The organism is Leifsonia stereocauli, from assembly GCF_038432415.1.
GTDB lineage: Bacteria > Actinomycetota > Actinomycetes > Actinomycetales > Microbacteriaceae > Orlajensenia > Orlajensenia stereocauli.
The window spans coordinates 993264-1007770 of the sequence record NZ_JBCAUN010000002.1 but is presented as its reverse complement, the minus strand read 5'-3'; the positions used below and the strand labels follow the sequence as shown (position 1 = coordinate 1007770).

Annotated in this window: 14 protein-coding genes, 1 tRNA gene and 1 other RNA gene; 5 read left to right on the top strand and 11 right to left on the bottom strand. The window is 70.2% G+C overall.

Annotated elements, in window-relative coordinates:
* Positions 1 to 48 precede the first annotated feature (48 nt).
* Positions 49 to 145: signal recognition particle sRNA small type (gene ffs, locus AADV74_RS13590), an RNA gene on the bottom strand.
* 117 nt (positions 146 to 262) lie between these two features.
* Between ffs and AADV74_RS13585 the strand changes: the two genes are divergently transcribed.
* A tRNA-Ser gene (locus AADV74_RS13585) sits at positions 263 to 347 on the top strand.
* 346 nt (positions 348 to 693) lie between these two features.
* Here the strand turns inward: AADV74_RS13585 and AADV74_RS13580 are convergent.
* Complete coding sequence (locus tag AADV74_RS13580; RefSeq protein ID WP_342114928.1) at positions 694 to 1176, bottom strand: DUF1801 domain-containing protein; 483 nt, start codon at positions 1174 to 1176, stop codon at positions 694 to 696.
* A 184-nt stretch (positions 1177 to 1360) separates the two neighbouring features.
* On the opposite strand from AADV74_RS13580, the gene AADV74_RS13575 reads away from it, so the two are divergent.
* Both AADV74_RS13575 and AADV74_RS13570 read left to right on the top strand, forming a co-directional pair.
* The gene (locus AADV74_RS13575) at positions 1361 to 1804 is read left to right on the top strand and encodes a helix-turn-helix transcriptional regulator (protein WP_342114925.1); all 444 of its coding nucleotides are present in this window, start codon (positions 1361 to 1363) and stop codon (positions 1802 to 1804) included.
* A 4-nt stretch (positions 1805 to 1808) separates the two neighbouring features.
* Positions 1809 to 2219, top strand: a complete 411-nt coding sequence (locus AADV74_RS13570; protein WP_342114923.1) for a VOC family protein — start codon at positions 1809 to 1811, stop codon at positions 2217 to 2219.
* Positions 2220 to 2288: 69 nt separating this feature from the next.
* Here the strand turns inward: AADV74_RS13570 and AADV74_RS13565 are convergent, their stop codons facing one another.
* The gene (locus tag AADV74_RS13565) at positions 2289 to 4184 is read right to left on the bottom strand and encodes a helicase HerA-like domain-containing protein (protein WP_342114920.1); all 1896 of its coding nucleotides are present in this window, start codon (positions 4182 to 4184) and stop codon (positions 2289 to 2291) included.
* Between the two features lie 60 nt (positions 4185 to 4244).
* Positions 4245 to 4919: an SDR family oxidoreductase gene (locus tag AADV74_RS13560; RefSeq protein ID WP_342114918.1), complete on the bottom strand. Its 675-nt coding sequence runs from the start codon at positions 4917 to 4919 to the stop codon at positions 4245 to 4247.
* A 196-nt stretch (positions 4920 to 5115) separates the two neighbouring features.
* Between AADV74_RS13560 and AADV74_RS13555 the strand changes: the two genes are divergently transcribed.
* Positions 5116 to 5721, top strand: coding sequence for a hypothetical protein (locus tag AADV74_RS13555; protein WP_342114916.1), 606 nt, complete (start codon positions 5116 to 5118; stop codon positions 5719 to 5721).
* A 59-nt stretch (positions 5722 to 5780) separates the two neighbouring features.
* On the opposite strand, the gene AADV74_RS13550 is transcribed toward AADV74_RS13555, so the two are convergent.
* Both AADV74_RS13550 and AADV74_RS13545 read right to left on the bottom strand, forming a co-directional pair.
* Positions 5781 to 6587: a putative protein N(5)-glutamine methyltransferase gene (locus AADV74_RS13550; RefSeq protein WP_342114914.1), complete on the bottom strand. Its 807-nt coding sequence runs from the start codon at positions 6585 to 6587 to the stop codon at positions 5781 to 5783.
* A 26-nt stretch (positions 6588 to 6613) separates the two neighbouring features.
* A complete protein-coding gene (locus AADV74_RS13545) occupies positions 6614 to 7561 on the bottom strand; it encodes an NADP-dependent oxidoreductase (RefSeq protein ID WP_342114912.1) in 948 nt (315 codons plus the stop codon).
* Positions 7562 to 7630: 69 nt separating this feature from the next.
* Between AADV74_RS13545 and AADV74_RS13540 the strand changes: the two genes are divergently transcribed.
* Positions 7631 to 8548 (top strand): aminoglycoside phosphotransferase family protein, encoded by a 918-nt coding sequence (locus AADV74_RS13540; protein WP_342114911.1) that lies wholly within the window; start codon positions 7631 to 7633, stop codon positions 8546 to 8548.
* A 68-nt stretch (positions 8549 to 8616) separates the two neighbouring features.
* Here the strand turns inward: AADV74_RS13540 and menC are convergent, their stop codons facing one another.
* The 5 genes from menC to AADV74_RS13515 all read right to left on the bottom strand — a co-directional run bounded on the left by menC (position 8617) and on the right by AADV74_RS13515 (position 14501).
* On the bottom strand, positions 8617 to 9738 hold the full coding sequence (menC, locus tag AADV74_RS13535; protein ID WP_342114909.1) for an o-succinylbenzoate synthase: 1122 nt from the start codon (positions 9736 to 9738) through the stop codon (positions 8617 to 8619).
* The gene (locus tag AADV74_RS13530; RefSeq protein WP_342114907.1) at positions 9735 to 10616 is read right to left on the bottom strand and encodes a hypothetical protein; all 882 of its coding nucleotides are present in this window, start codon (positions 10614 to 10616) and stop codon (positions 9735 to 9737) included. The genes menC and AADV74_RS13530 overlap by 4 nt, the downstream gene beginning before the upstream one ends.
* 19 nt (positions 10617 to 10635) lie before the next feature.
* Positions 10636 to 11916 carry a saccharopine dehydrogenase family protein gene (locus AADV74_RS13525; protein ID WP_342114905.1) on the bottom strand — a complete coding sequence of 427 codons (1281 nt, stop codon included), beginning with the start codon at positions 11914 to 11916 and terminating at the stop codon, positions 10636 to 10638.
* Between the two features lie 193 nt (positions 11917 to 12109).
* Entirely contained in the window at positions 12110 to 13387 is a 1278-nt protein-coding gene (locus tag AADV74_RS13520; RefSeq protein ID WP_342114903.1) for a D-arabinono-1,4-lactone oxidase, read from the bottom strand.
* A gap of 70 nt (positions 13388 to 13457) precedes the next feature.
* Positions 13458 to 14501, bottom strand: a complete 1044-nt coding sequence (locus tag AADV74_RS13515; RefSeq protein WP_342114901.1) for an arabinan endo-1,5-alpha-L-arabinosidase — start codon at positions 14499 to 14501, stop codon at positions 13458 to 13460.
* Between the last annotated feature and the right edge of the window lie 6 nt (positions 14502 to 14507).

Sequence of the window (14507 nt, the reverse complement as noted above, 5' to 3'; positions counted from 1 at the left end):
ACCTCGGTACATCAGCAGAGTCCCGGTTACCCGCGCGGCCCGTTAAAAAGAGGTGACCCCTCGCGCACCCGTCAGAGCCCGGTTACCCTTGCTGCGTTTCCGCCCTGGGGGAGTTGGCCTGGATGGCGCCACGCGAGGAGCCGAGGAACAGTTTACGGGATGAATGGGCATGCTCGGCGCACAGGATGGCTCGCGGCATCCGGAGCCCTCAGCGTCGGGTAAGATTCTCTGAGGTCGTTTCCTTCGGGATGGCGATCGACCGGGAGAATTCGCCTAGTGGCCTATGGCGCACGCTTGGAAAGCGTGTTGGGTGAAAGCCCTCGGGGGTTCGAATCCCCCATTCTCCGCAGAAGAAGGGCCCGCTCACACGAGCGGGCCTTTTCTGGTTCAGGATGCCGCACGGTGACGCGCAGCGCCCACAGTGGGGTTCGAATCCCCCATTCTCCGCAGAAGAAAGGCCCGCTCACACGAGCGGGCCTTTTCTGGTTCAGGATGCCGCACGGTGACGCGCAGCGCCCACAGTCGGGTTCGAATCCCCCGTTCTCCGCAGACGAAGGGCCCGCTCATACGAGCGGGCCTTTCTGGTTCAGGATGCCGCACGGTGACGCGCAGCGCCCACAGTCGGGTTCGAATCCCCCGTTCTCCGCAGAAGAAAGGCCCGCTCACACGAGCGGGCCTTTTCTCATTCCCCGATCAGCCCACGGCTCTCCCGACCATCCGCCCGATGAGCTCCGCGCTCTCGTCGGTGAGGTGATCGAGGGCGTACGAACTCGGCCAGAGACCGGCGTCGTCGTCGAGCTTCGCGTTGACGCTGAAGCCGAGCGTGGAGTACCGCGCCTTATCGTCCAGTCCACTCCGGAAGAAGACGATGACCTTCCCGTTCTGGGCCCACCCGGGCTGACCGTAGTAGAGCTTCGGCGAGAGTTCGGGGGCGGCATCCGTCACGATCGCATGAAGGCGTTCGGCCAGGGCGCGGTCCGGCTGCTGCATGGCGGCGATCTTCGCCATCACCGCAGCCTCCTCGGCCGCAGCCTTCTCGGCGGCGCTCCCCCGTCGTGCCTCGGCCTTGAGCTCCGCGGCACGCTGCTTCATCGCGACGCGTTCCTCGCGAGAGAATCCTCCCGATGCGGCCGCGCCGTCGTCGGGCTTCCTGCTCGTCCTGGATGGGGTGCTCATCTCTCGGGTGTCCTCTCCTCGTTGATCTGCTGGTGTCTCATCACGCTAACCGGACGGAGCTGCCTGGTGCTTCTCGATTCCTGATCGCTGCAACCCGCACGCCACCCCGCACAAGGGATCGTGGCAGAGTGAGGAGATCCGGAGCTGTAGTGCCCACCTCCGAACGCAGCCGATTGGACCAGCGATGCCCAGGACGACGCCCGAGGACCGGCGGAACGATCTCGTGCTGCTGCGTCGGGTGCGCGACAGGATCGATCGTGAATACGCGTCGCCGCTCGACATCGAGGCTCTCGCTCGCGGCGTGAATCTCTCGGGCGGTCACCTCAGCCGGGCTTTCAAGCTCGCCTATGGCGAGGCGCCATACCGCTACCTGATGACGAGACGCATCGAGCGCGCCATGACCCTCCTCCGCCGCGGTGATCTGAGCGTCACCGAGATCTGCTTCGCCGTCGGCTTCTCGTCACTCGGAACCTTCAGCACGAGATTCAGCGAACTCGTCGGGGTCTCACCCACCGCCTACCGGCGCGGGACGAGCACAACGGCAGGAATCCCCGCCTGCGTTGCACGAGTCGTGACCAGACCGATCAGGAATCGAGAAGAGCGCGGAACAGCCCTACCCGTAGCGTGAGCGCATGAAGATCACCATTCACGCGAGCTACCTTCCCCATACAGATCCGGATGCCTCACTGGCCTTCTACCGCGACGTGCTCGGCTTCGAGGTGCAGAACGACGTCGGCTACGCCGGGATGCGGTGGATCACGGTCAGCGCCCCTGGGCAGGCAGGCACCGCCATCGTGCTGCAACCACCTACCGCCGACCCGGGCATCACGGAGGCTGAAGCCGACGCCATCGCCGAGATGATGGCCAAGGGCACCTACGCCGGCGTCCTCCTCGCGACGGACGACCTCGATGCCGTGTTCGAACGGATCGAGGCGAGCGATGCCGAGGTGGTGCAGGAGCCGATGGATCAGGACTACGGCCTGCGCGACTGCGCTTTCCGCGACCCTGCGGGCAACCTCATCCGCATCCAGCAGGTGCACTGAGCACAGGGATCGCCCTGTCTCCGGCGTGAATCCGACGGCTCGTGGCGACTCGAACGCCGATCGGTCAGCTCACCGCCGCTTGCGCGTTCCGAAGATGCCCGCCAGCACACCCGTGAGGATCGTGCGGGTGGCCGGCGACCCGAGCACGTCCTTGATGACCCTGCCCTGCGCCTTGGCCCGCGCCGCCTGCTCCTTCGCGGCTCGGGCCGCCTCGGCGTCCGCCGTGCGCTGGGCCTTGGCGCGCGCGGTGGCCTCGGCATCGGTCTGCTTCTTGATCGCCGCCGCCTGCTTGGCGTACTCGGCCTCGGCCTTCTTCGCCGCCTCGGCGTCGGCAGCGGCCTGCGCGGCTGCAGCCGCCGCGTTCATCTTCGTCGTGAGGATCTCGGATGCCGACTCCCGGTCGACGGCGGTTCCGTAGACGGTCTGCAGCGGCGAGGCGGCAACCGCTGCCGCGATGGCCGGCTCGGGCGTCGGCGACATCAGACCCTGCGGTGCACGCAGACGCGTCCAGGCGACGGGGCTCGGCGCGCCCTTCTCGTTCATGACGGTGACGATCGCCTCGCCGGTGCCGAGGGTGGTGAGCACCTCACCGAGGTCGTAGCCCGACTTCGGATAGGTCGTCACCGTGGCCCGCAGGGCCTTGGCATCGTCGGGCGTGAACGCGCGCAACTGGTGCTGCACCCTGGAGCCGAGCTGGGCGAGCACGTCGGCCGGAACGTCCTTCGGTGTCTGCGTGACGAAGAAGATGCCGACGCCCTTCGACCGGATGAGACGCACCGTCTGCACGACCTGGGCGAGGAAGTCCTTCGACGCATCGGTGAAGAGCAGGTGCGCCTCGTCGAAGAAGAACACCAGCTTGGGCTTGTCGAGGTCGCCCACCTCGGGCAGGTCGTTGAACAGGTCGGCGAGGAGCCACATCAGGAAGGTCGAGTACAGCGCAGGCTTGTCGGCGACGCCGGGAACCTCGAGCAGGCTGATGACGCCGCGTCCGTCGGAGGCCAGGCGGAGGAACTCGGCGGTGTCGATCTCGGGTTCGCCGAAGAACACATCCGCTCCCCCGTCCGCGAAGACGATGAGTTCGCGCAGGATCACTCCGACGGTGGCACTGGAGAGTCCGCCGAGGCCCACGAGCTCGGCCTTGCCCTCGTCGCCGACGAGGTAGGTGAGCACGGCGCGCAGGTCGGCGAGGTCGAGCAGGGCCAGGCCCTTCTCCTCGGCGTAGTGGAACACGAGGCCGAGGCTCGACTCCTGCGTGGCGTTGAGGCCCAGCGCCTTGCTGAGCAGCAGAGGACCGAAGCCGGCGAGGGTGGCGCGGATCGGAACGCCGTTCCCGACGCCGCCGAGCGAGAAGTACTCCACCGGGAAGCTCGCCGGCGTCCAGTCCTGGCCGATGCCCTGAGTGCGGGCGAGCAGTTTCCCGCTCGGTTCCCCCGGGGTCGCGACGCCCGACAGGTCGCCCTTGATGTCGGCGGCGAACACGGCGACGCCGTTGGCTGACAACTGCTCGGCCAGTCCCTGCAGGGTGCGGGTCTTCCCGGTTCCGGTTGCCCCGGCCACCAGCCCGTGGCGGTTCATCATGGCCAGGGGGATGCGCACCTGCACGTCGGCGAGTGGGTCGCCGTTGACAAGCGCTCCCATCTCGAGAGCGGCGCCACTGATGTCGTACCCGCCGCGGATCGCCTCGACCTGCTCAGCGTCGAGCGGACCCGCGGCACTCTGGGGAACGGATGCCGCAGCGGGCGCGTCCGTGTCGGATGCGGCGGGCGCCGAGGCCGATGTCGCGGCATCCGGCGCCGCAGCCACCTCGGCCGCGGCCGCGGTCGCCTGGGCGTCGGCCGCTGCCCGGGCCAGCTCGGCCGCCTGCTGCGCCTTCAGGATCGCCTCCTGGGCTGCGGCCTGCAGCCGCTCCGCCTCCTCGGCGGCCGCGACGGCGGCGGCCTGGGCATTCCGAACCTCGTCGCTCATGGCTCGATCCTAGCCACGGAGCGAGCCCTGTTCGGGGGTGATCTTCGCGCGGCGGTCGGGTCAGTCGAGGGAGGCGAGCGCCTCGGCGATCGGGGTGTCGCCGTCGATGACGTTCAGCACCCCGCCGAGCGCTGCGGGCCCCTCGAGCAGTGCTGCGATGACCGCGGCGGTGTTGGCCCGACTCGTCGAGCCCGAGGTGACGTCGTCACCGATGCGCACTCGACCCGTCAGCGCGTCATCGTTGAGATGCCCTGGCCGCACGATGGTCCAGTCGAGATCGCTCGCCCGCAGGGCGTCATCCGCAGCCTTCTTGGCGACCTGATAGGCGCCGAACGACTCGTCGCCCGAGGTGTCGGCCTGATCCGCACCGATGTACGAGATCTGCACGAAGCGACGGATGCCGCTCTGCCGCGCCGCCGCGATCGACTTCACCGAGCCCTGGTGGTCGACGCTCTCCTTGCGAGCGGCGCCGGAACCGCCGCCAGCGCCGGCTGCGAAGACCACGGCGTCGACGGCGCCGCCATCTGACGCGACAGCGGCGAGCGCCGACGTCAGCTCCTCGGCGGAGGCCGTCTCGATGTCGAGTACGACGGGCACGCCGCCGGCGGCGCGCACGTCGTCTGAGTGCTCGGGGTTGCGGATGACGCCGACGGCCTGGTGACCGGCATCCGTCAGCGATCGTGTGAGCAGCAGGGCGATCTTGCCGTGGCCGCCGATGATGGCCGTTCGGGTCATGGGAACTCCTCGATGTCGTGTGGAGCGATCCGGACGGATCGACCCGTCTCCATTCTGCGCCCCGGCTCGGGTGCATCGCCGTGGGCACCTCCGGGGCGCCGACGGCGCCGGCACGCCCGTGCACCCCGATGTCCTCGTTAATGCGGCTTCCGATCCGCGTTCGCTGTGCCCCACAATGTTCCAGGGGGTTTCTTTCATGACCGAAGTTCGTGGCACCGACGTTCGAACGCAGACGTTCCGTCCCCGCAGCCCGCTTTTCGGACAACTCGCAGTCGCCACCGGCGTGCTCACTGTGCCCGTGTTCGCCGTGCTCTACTGGATCAGCGTGCCGGTGGGCAGTTGGCTCGTCGTGGTCGCACTCCAGGTGCTCGTGATGCTCATCGTCGGCGTGGGCGTCATAGCCTCCCGCAGCGTCTTCGTGCAGCTGCACGACTGGGGCGTCGAGGACCACTGGCCGTTCGGCTTCACCAGCCGGGTGCGCTCGAGCGACGTCGACACCATCCTGCTCATCGACCTGTACACGGGCAACGGCACGGAGACCGTCCCTCAGCTGTTCGCCCTCGACGGCCGAGACACCCTGGTGCTGCGCATGCGCGGACAGATCTGGACTCGCTCAGCAATCCAGCAGGTGGCCGCCCGTCTCGGAGCACCCGTCGTGCACGCGCCGGTTCCGATGACGCTCACCGACTTCACCCGCATCGAGCCGCAGCTGCTCACCTGGTTCGAGCGGCGTCCACTCTGGGCGGTCCGTGCGCCGCGCACTCTGGCCGCGAGCGCCGATCGCCGGGTCTTCGAGCAGTAGCGAAGCGACAGCCGTGTCCGCGACCTCGGATCGCACCCGCGCACGACGGCTGTCGAGACTCAGCCCGTCTGCCCGCTGGGGCCCGTCCGCCCGATGACCACGGTGCCGTCCAGCTCGTCGTCGTGCACGATGCGCGCCACGAGGCCGGCGTCGGCGACGATGGCTGCGGTGAGCGGCGCCTGCCGAACGCTGGTCTCGATGAGCAGGTGGCCTCCGGGTCTCAGCCAGACGGATGCTCCGGCGGCGACCCTGCGCTGGATGTCGAGGCCGTCCGATCCTCCGTCGAGTGCGACGGTCGGCTCGTGTACGCGAGCCTCGGGCGGCATGAGCGCGATCGATTCCGTCGGCACGTAGGGGGCGTTGACGACGAGCGCGTCGACCCGGCCGCGCACGGCATCCGGCAGCGCGTCGTAGAGGTCGCCGAGGAAGACCGTTCCCCCTGCGGGCTCGATGTTGCGTCGGGCGCAGGCGACCTCGACGGGATCGACGTCGGCGGCGAGGAGTTCGACGCCCGGTAGTCGGCTGGCGATGGCGGTGCCGATGGCGCCGGTACCGCAGCAGAGGTCGACGACCAGCGTGTCTGCCGTCGAACCGGACGACAGCAGTGCCACGGCCTCGTTCACCAGCACCGCGGATCTACGGCGGGGAACGAAGACGCCGGGGTCGACCGTGATGCGGAGGCCGGCGAAGTCGGCCCAGCCCACGATGCGCTCGAGCGGCTCCCCGTCGACGCGGCGGCTCGCCATGCCCTCGAGCTCCTCCGCTGTGCGCGCGGTCTCGATGAGCAGTGCGGCCTCGTCTTCGGCGAAGACGCAGCCGGCGGCGCGCAGGCGGGCGACGAGAGCACTCTCGGCTGAGGGCGTCACGACAGAAGGCTCACCGCTGACGGGCGTCACGGCAGCAGAATGACCTTTCCGCCGGGGTGGCCCTCCCCCACGAGCGCGAGCGCGGCGGCCGCCTCGGCGAGGGGATAGGTGCGCGCGACGCGCACGGTGAGCTCGCCGCGGCCGGCGAGCTCGATGAGCGGCAGGCGGGCGCCCATCCGCAGCTCGGTGCCCGGGTCGGCGCCCGCACCCCCGCCCAGACGCTTCGCCCCGATCTCGGCGGCGCGCTCGAAGCCGGCGACCGTCGCGATGCGGTCGACGTCGGCCACGAGGGCGGCCGAGGCGTCGAGGGCCTCGTCGGTGCCGACCGTGTCGAGCGCGACATCCGCTCCGTCGGGCAGAAGCGCGCGCAGGCGGTCGACGAGGCCGTCGCCGTAGACGACCGGTTCGGCACCGAATGCCTCGAGCAGCCCGTGGTTGCGCTCACTGGCCGTGGCGATGACCCTGGCGCCCCGCAGTCGCGCGAGCTGCACGGCGGCGAAGCCCACGGACCCGGCCCCACCGTGGATGATCACCACGTCACCTTCTCCGACACCCGTTGCCTCGAGCAGGTGGAAGGCCGTCACGCCGGTCAGGAGCAGGCCGGCGGCTTCCTCCCAGCCGAGGCTCGCCGGCTTCGGGAGCACAGATGAGGCAGCCACAGTGATCTCCTCGGCGTAGCCGCCGGAGACCCTGTAGCCGATCACCTCGTCGCCGACGGCGATCGGGCCGGCCGGGCCGACGGCATCCGGACCCGCGGCCGTGACGACGCCGGACACCTCGCTGCCCGGATGCAGCGGCAGGCGGGACGGATTGCGGCCCCAGACGCCGTTCAGCAACTTGGCGTCGGCGGGATTGACGCCGCTCGCGAGCACGCTGATGGTGACCTCGTCGGCGCCGGGTGCACGGGTGGGCTCGTCGGCAAGCTCCAGCGCCTCGGGGCCGTCGAAGCTGCGGGCGATCATGACACGGGGCATGCGGTTCCTTCTCTCGTGGCTCACGTCCATCATGCCGCGCCGGGCGGTTCGCCGCGGAATACTGGAGGCATGAGCGACCTCGGACCCGTCGACCCCGGTCGCGGCGGCGAGATGGAGTGGCTGCGTCGTTGGCGGCTGCAGCCCGACGGCGACGCCTTCGCGACGGCGACGAGCGCGCTCACACCCGTACTGCTTGCCGATGGCACGGCCGGGATGCTCAAGGTGGCGCGGGTCGACGAGGAGATCCGCGGCGGGGCCGTGCTCGCTGCCTGGGACGGGCACGGCGCGGCGCGGGTGCTGGAGGCCCAGGATGCCGCCGTGCTGCTGGAGCGCGCGACGGGCACGCGCTCGCTCGTGCACTGGGTGGAGAACGGATGCGACGACGAGGCGACGCGCGTTCTGTGCGAGGCGGCAGGCGTCTTGCACGCGGCATCCGGCGATCTGCTCGCCGCCGATGTCGGCGAGCGCCAGGACACGCCGGAGCTCGTGCCGCTCGAGGTGTGGTTCCGCGAGCTGCTGACCCGCGCGGACGGCAACCGGGCGACGGTGGCCGGCAGCGATCCGGGCTTCGTGCGGCGGGCGGCCGCCATCGCCCGCGAGCTGCTCGATGGACAGGACACGAGCCCGCAGGAGGTCGTGGCGCTGCACGGAGACATCCACCACGGCAACGTGCTCGACTTCGGCGACCCTGCCGCAGGCGGCCGCGGCTGGCTGGCCATCGACCCGAAGGGACTCGTGGGAGATCGCGCCTTCGACTACTGCAACCTGCTCTGCAACCCGTCGCACGAGCGCGCGCTCGAGCCGGGGCGCCTCGAGCGTCAGTTCGCCGTGGTGACGGATGCCGCCGGCCTGGCTCCCGATCGCCTCGCGCGCTGGCTCGCGGCGTGGTGCGGGCTCTCCTCCGTGTGGTTCGCGCTCGACGGCGATGCCGGTCACACGGCATCCGCCACCGCGATCGGCAAGAGGGCGCTGGCGCTGATCGGGTGAGGGCTCCGGCCGCTTGGGCGCCCGGCGCTCCGGCACTCCGGCGTTCAGCCGTTCAGCCGTTCAGCCGTTCAGCCGCGCAGTGTGCGATGCGGGCTCAGCGCCCGGGCGGCCACGAAGGCCTCGTCCACCTCGACGCCGGTGCCCGGGCCGGTCGGAACGCGCAGCTGTCCGGCATGCTCGCCCGAACCGAGCACGAAGGGCTCGGCGAGGTCGTCGGCGAAGTACCGCCCGGAGGCCGAGGTGTCGCCGGGCAGGGTGAAGCCGGGCAGGGCCGCGAGCGCGACGTTGGCTGCCCGGCCGATGCCCGTCTCGAGCATGCCGCCGCACCAGACCGGAACCGAGAGCTCGCGGCAGATGTCGTGCACCCGCAGGGCCTCGAGGTAGCCGCCCACCCTCCCGGCCTTGATGTTGACTATCGACGTCGCCCCGCGCTCGATCGCATCGACGGCGATGGCGGCGCTCAGGATCGACTCGTCGAGGCACACGGGAGTCTCGATCACCTGCGCCAGGGCTGCATGCGAGGCGATGTCCTCCTCGTCGAACGGCTGCTCGATGAGGAGCAGATCGAAGGGGTCCAGGCGCTTCAGGTGCTCGGCATCCGCCAGCGTGTATGCGGTGTTCGCGTCGACCTGCAGCAGGCCGTCGGGTCCGAGGAGCTCGCGCACGCGGGCGACGGGCTCGAGGTCCCAGCCGGGCTTGACCTTGAGCTTGATGCGCTTGTAGCCCTCGGCGACGTAGCCGGCGACCTCGGCGAGAAGCTCGTCGATCGAAGGGGCGATGCCGACCGAGACACCGCAGTCCACCCACTCGGCGGTCGCGCCGAAGTACTCGCCGAAGGAGCGGCCGACCGCGCGCAGCTCGGCATCGAGCACGGCGGCCTCGAGGGCGGCCTTGGCCATGCGGTGCCCGGCCACGTAGCCGAGCTGGCGGGCGACGGATGCCGCCGTCACATCGGGCGCACGCAGCAGCGTCGGCGCCAGGTAGTGCTCGATCACGTGAGCGGCACCGTCGACATACTCGGAGCTGTAGAACGGCTCGGTGCCGGCGACGCATTCACCCCAGCCGTCTCCGGCATCGGTTCGCACCCGGATCAGCAGCACCTCGCGTGCGGTCTGCACGCCGAACGAGGTCTCGAACGGCCGCACCAGCGGCATGCCGACGCGGTGCAGCTCGATGGCGTCGATCCTCATGAGCGGTCGGCGCTGTCATCGCGGTCGGCGCTGTCGGCCGTGAAGATGTAGTCGTTCGCCGCGGTGAGCTCAGGACGCAGGCCGGCGGCGAACGCATCGCGGAACGCCTGCCGCGATGCCGTACGACGTTCGGCTGCCCAGGCGGGATCATCCGCCCGCAGCGTCTCGAAGTCGTCGGCCAGGGCGAAGGTGTCCTCGCCCTGCCAGACCGGCTGCTTCCCGCGGGCCAGCGCGCGCAGCACGCGGGGCGAGTCGAGACGCCAACGCACCTCGAAGCGGTCGCTGCGGTCGGTGCCGGTGATGGCGTCGTCGAGGCGCCCGTAGAAGTCGGGGTGGAAGGCCGTGACCTCGGCGCCCAGCTTCACGAGGTTGACGTGGGCGTTGCGGCGGATGAGCGGATCGAAGGTCCAGCGCACCTGCGTCACGCCGTGATCGAGGCAGACCGCGCGCTGGAACAGCTTGAGGGCGTGGCCGACTCCCCCGCTGCGTCGCCAGGGGGCGACGGCGTTCATGTGCGAATGCAGGTGCAGCCCGTCCTCCCAGCCGAGGAACCCGAGGGTGGCACCGACGGCAGCGCTCGTGACTCCGGGGCCGGACTCCGTGGCGATGAGCACGGTGTTGCCCGCGTGGTCCATCGCCTGCAACATGGCGCGGTCGGGGCTGCGACCCTGGCCCCAGGTGCGCTCGAACAGGCCGACGACCGCGTCGAGGTCGCGAGGGTCCGCGTCGCGCACGCTCACGCCGGCGGCATCCGCTGCCGACTCGGCGAGGGCGTAGGCCGCTCGAACGACGTCGCTCGGCGCCGCGTCGGCTGGAAAGCGAGGAGCTTCGGGCGCTCGGGGCGGCTCGGAACCGCTTTCGGCGGGTCTCTCGGTCATGAGTTCCTCGCTTTCCAGATCATGCTGCGGCGAGCCTGTCGTCGAGGCCCCAGGGTTGGCCATAGCCGCCGTCGCTCTCGGACGCCGCCATGAGGGCGAGGAAGGGCTCGGCGTCGAAGGCCTCGGGACCGAGCACGCCCACGCCGGACCAGGCTCCGGATGCCAGCAGTTCGAGGGCGATCACCGGGTTGAGGGCCGTCTGCCAGACGACGCACTGGCTGTCGTACTCCGCCATCGTCCACTCGTTGTCGGCCACGTGGTAGAGGTAGACCTCGCGGGGGTTCTCGTCGATTCCCGTGCCGGTGACCCACACTCCGGCGCAGGTCTTGCCCGTCATGAGCGGGCCGATCGTCGCGGGGTCGGGCAGGGACGCTGCGACGACGTCCCGGGCGGCGACCTCGACAGGGCCGTTCGCGCTGCGCACTCGCACCGGGGTGGTGGAGTCCAGCCCGAGGAGGTGCAGGGTCTCGAGCACGTTGATGAACTCCGCGCCGAGCCCGTACTTGAAGGTGACGCGCTTCGCGTCGAGCCAGCGCGGCATGAGGAGCACCTCCTCGTGCTCGACGTTGACGCACTCGACCGGGCCGATGCCGCCCGGGAAGTCGAACACCTCGGGCTCCGAGAACGGCGCCGTGGTGAACCATCCGGCATCCTTCTCCCAGATCACCGGGGGGTTCAGGCACTCCTCGATCGTGGTCCAGATGGAGAACGACGGGGCGAAGATCTCGTTGCCGTCAGAGTCGCGCACCACGAGGTTGGCGCCATCGCGGGTGCCGAGCTCATCGATCTCGCTGAACAGGTGGTCGCTGGCGTAGCGGGCGAACACATCGGAGAGGCCGGGCTCGACTCCCATTCCCACGAGGGCGAGACGACCAGACGCCTCCCAGTCGCCGGCCTGGGCGAACTGGTCGTCGCCGAGCTTCACTCCGGTGAGGTTGTGCGGATCGGTGCCGTGCGGCTCGGACAGGCTCATCGCCATGTCGAGGTAGTCGGCGCCCGCGGCGAGCGCTCCGGCGAAGATCGACTGCACGAACTTGGGCTCGACGGCGTTCATGACGTGCGTCACGGAGTGCTCTCGGGCGACGGATGCCACGGCTTCAGGGTCGGACGCGTCGATCCGCGCGGCCGTGAACCGGGCGGCCACGTCGGCGCCGTGACGGTCGGCGATCCACGCGATCGCGCTCTCGGCGCGACCGAGGTCGTAGTCGCTGACGACGATGTGCTCGTAGAACGAGCGGCGGGCGGCGATCTTGGTGATCGCGCCGCCGACTCCGCCGGCTCCGATCAGAAGGATTCTCATGACTCGACGCTATCGTGAGCGCCGGTCGCTTCGCCCTCTTCTGGTCCCGCCGCAGTGCGCTTCGACCGCGGACTTCGTCCGGGCCTCAGCCAGCGGGCACACCCACCACCGCTCGCTGAGGGCCGAGCGAAGCGACCGCCCGAAGCGACCGCCCGAAGCGACCGCCCGAAGCGCCCGAAGCGCCCGCCCGAACCTACAGCCCCAGCGCCTCCGTGAAGGGGTTCCGGAACACGCCGCGAGGGTCGAGGCGATGGCGCAGGACGGCGAAGTCGGCGAAGCGCGGATAGAGGGCCGCGACCTCGGCGCCCGGCAGGGTGAAGAGCTTGCCCCAGTGCGGTCGAGCCGCGAAGGGTGACAGCGCCGCCTCGAGCAGCGGCAGGAACGCCTCGACAGCCGGCTGTTCGGGCAGCCAGGTGAAGTGGAGGCCGATCACGTCGGTGCCGAACGCCGGGCTCAGCCAGAGCTCGTCGGCCGCGACGGTGCGCACCTCGCACACCTGCAGCAGCGGCGCGATGCGCGGAGCGAGCAGCCTCACGGCCTCCAGGGCCTCGGCCGCGAGGGCCCGGGGCACCAGGTACTCCGACTGGAGTTCTGCACCGTTCGACGGCGTGAACCCGAGCTTGAAGTGCGGCAGCCTGTCGAGCCACGCTCCGGGCACGCCGAGCTGGTCGGTGCAGTTCTCGGGCGAGACTCCGGGCAGCGGATGCCGCGGCCCATCGGCCGGCGTCAGGGCGAGGGCGAGCGCGGCGGGGTCGGCGGCGTCTGTCGCCACGGCATCCGTCGCCACCCGTCGCTTCACCCAGAGCTGGTCGATGACATCGGAGTCGCGCCAGGTCGTGAACATGCTCGTGCTGTAGCCGAGCGAGGTGACGGCCGAGAGGTCGGCGAGAACGTCGTCCCACTCGAGCTTCTCGTAGACGGTCTGGGCCACCGAGTAGCTCGGCTCGATGTCGAGGGTGAGCGTCGTCACGGCCCCGAGGGCACCGAGGCCGACGACCACGCCGTCGAAGTCCGCGTCTCCGCGCGCATAGGTGCGCACGTCACCGCTGGCCGTCATGAGCTCGACGCCGGCCACGGAGCCGGCCAGGGAGCGCACGCCGTCGCCCGACCCGTGGGTACCCGTGGCGACGGAGCCCGCCACCGAGATGTGAGGCAGTGAGGCGAGGTTCGCGAGCGCCCAGCCCTGCTCCTCGAGCGCTATCGCGAGGTCGCCGTAGCGCAGCCCTCCCGACACCCTCACAGTGCGCGAGGTGGAGTCGATCTCGAACACGGGATGCAGGGCCGCCAGCGAGATGAGCACCCCCGTCGTGTCGGCGATCCTGTTGAAGGAGTGCCGGGTGCCGAGCATGCGCACGTGGGTCTCAGAGCGCAGCAGGCCCGCGAGCTCGCCGTAGGTGTGCGGCGTCATCACCTGGCGCGCGCCGTATGCGAGGTTGCCCGCCCAGTTCGTTCCGGCATCCAGCTGAGTCATACGTCAATCCTCTCGCGCCCCGGTGCGGGCGGCGTACACGTCTGGGCCTTGGGGGCGGCGGATGGCGCCGTCACCAGTGCACGTCGGGCCAGCCGTCGGCGTCCCACCGCAGCGGCAGCAGCGCCAGTTCGAAAGCGCCACCGGCGTCGCCGTTGTAGAAATGCAGCGCCATCATGCCGTCGGCCACGGACTGGCCGCCGGGTCCGATGCGCTCACCGTCGGTGGCGATCACCGGGGTTCCGCCGTCCTGCAGGAGAGGGGTGCCGGCACGATCGATGTAGGGCCCGGCCGGCTGGTCCGCGCGCCCGACGGCCACGTTGTACGTGCTCTTCACGCCCTGGCAGCAGGAGTCGCGCGAGACGAAGAGGAAGTAGTCGCCGTCGTGCTCCACGATGTACGGCGCCTCGATCGCGTTCGGCGGGCTCTGCCGATCGGCCAGCCGCAGTGGGTCCGCGTCGTCGGCTCGCAGGCCGTCGGGCCAGGCCAGTTCGACCATGCGGATGCCGCTCCAGAACGATCCGAAGGCCATCCACGGCGTGCCGTCCGAGTCCTCGACGATTCCGGGGTCGATCGCGTTGAAGTCGTCGCGGGTGGTCGACGTGACGACGGCACCCTGGTCGACCCAGTCGTAGTCTGGGTCGTCCGGATCGAGAGTGCTGTTGGTGGCGAGCCCGATGACCGACGCGTTCTTGCCGAACGTCGACGCGGAGTAGTAGAGGTACCAGGTGCCGTCGTGCTCGATGAGCTCGGGCGCCCAGAGGTTCGACACCCCGGGAACGGCATCCGTCAGCCAGGCAGGCTTCTCGTCCCACACCTCGCCTGCGTACTGCCAGCTGTTGCCGTCAGCGGAGGTGCGCACCTGGATGTTGCCGTCGGCCACGGACTGGTTGCCCGTGGAGTAGACGAACCAGGTGTCGCCGTCGTGGGCGAGCGCCGGGTCGTGGGTCGACAGGTCGCCCGAGAGTTCCCGGGCTCCGGATGCCGCACAGCCGGCGAGCCCGATGGTCACCGCGAGCGCCACGGCGGCGAGGGCCGCAACGGAGCGCAGACGCCCGCGGCGGCCGCCGCTGCCTGCCCGACCGAAGCCGGGGGTCCCCGCATGCCGCACCGTCATGGACGA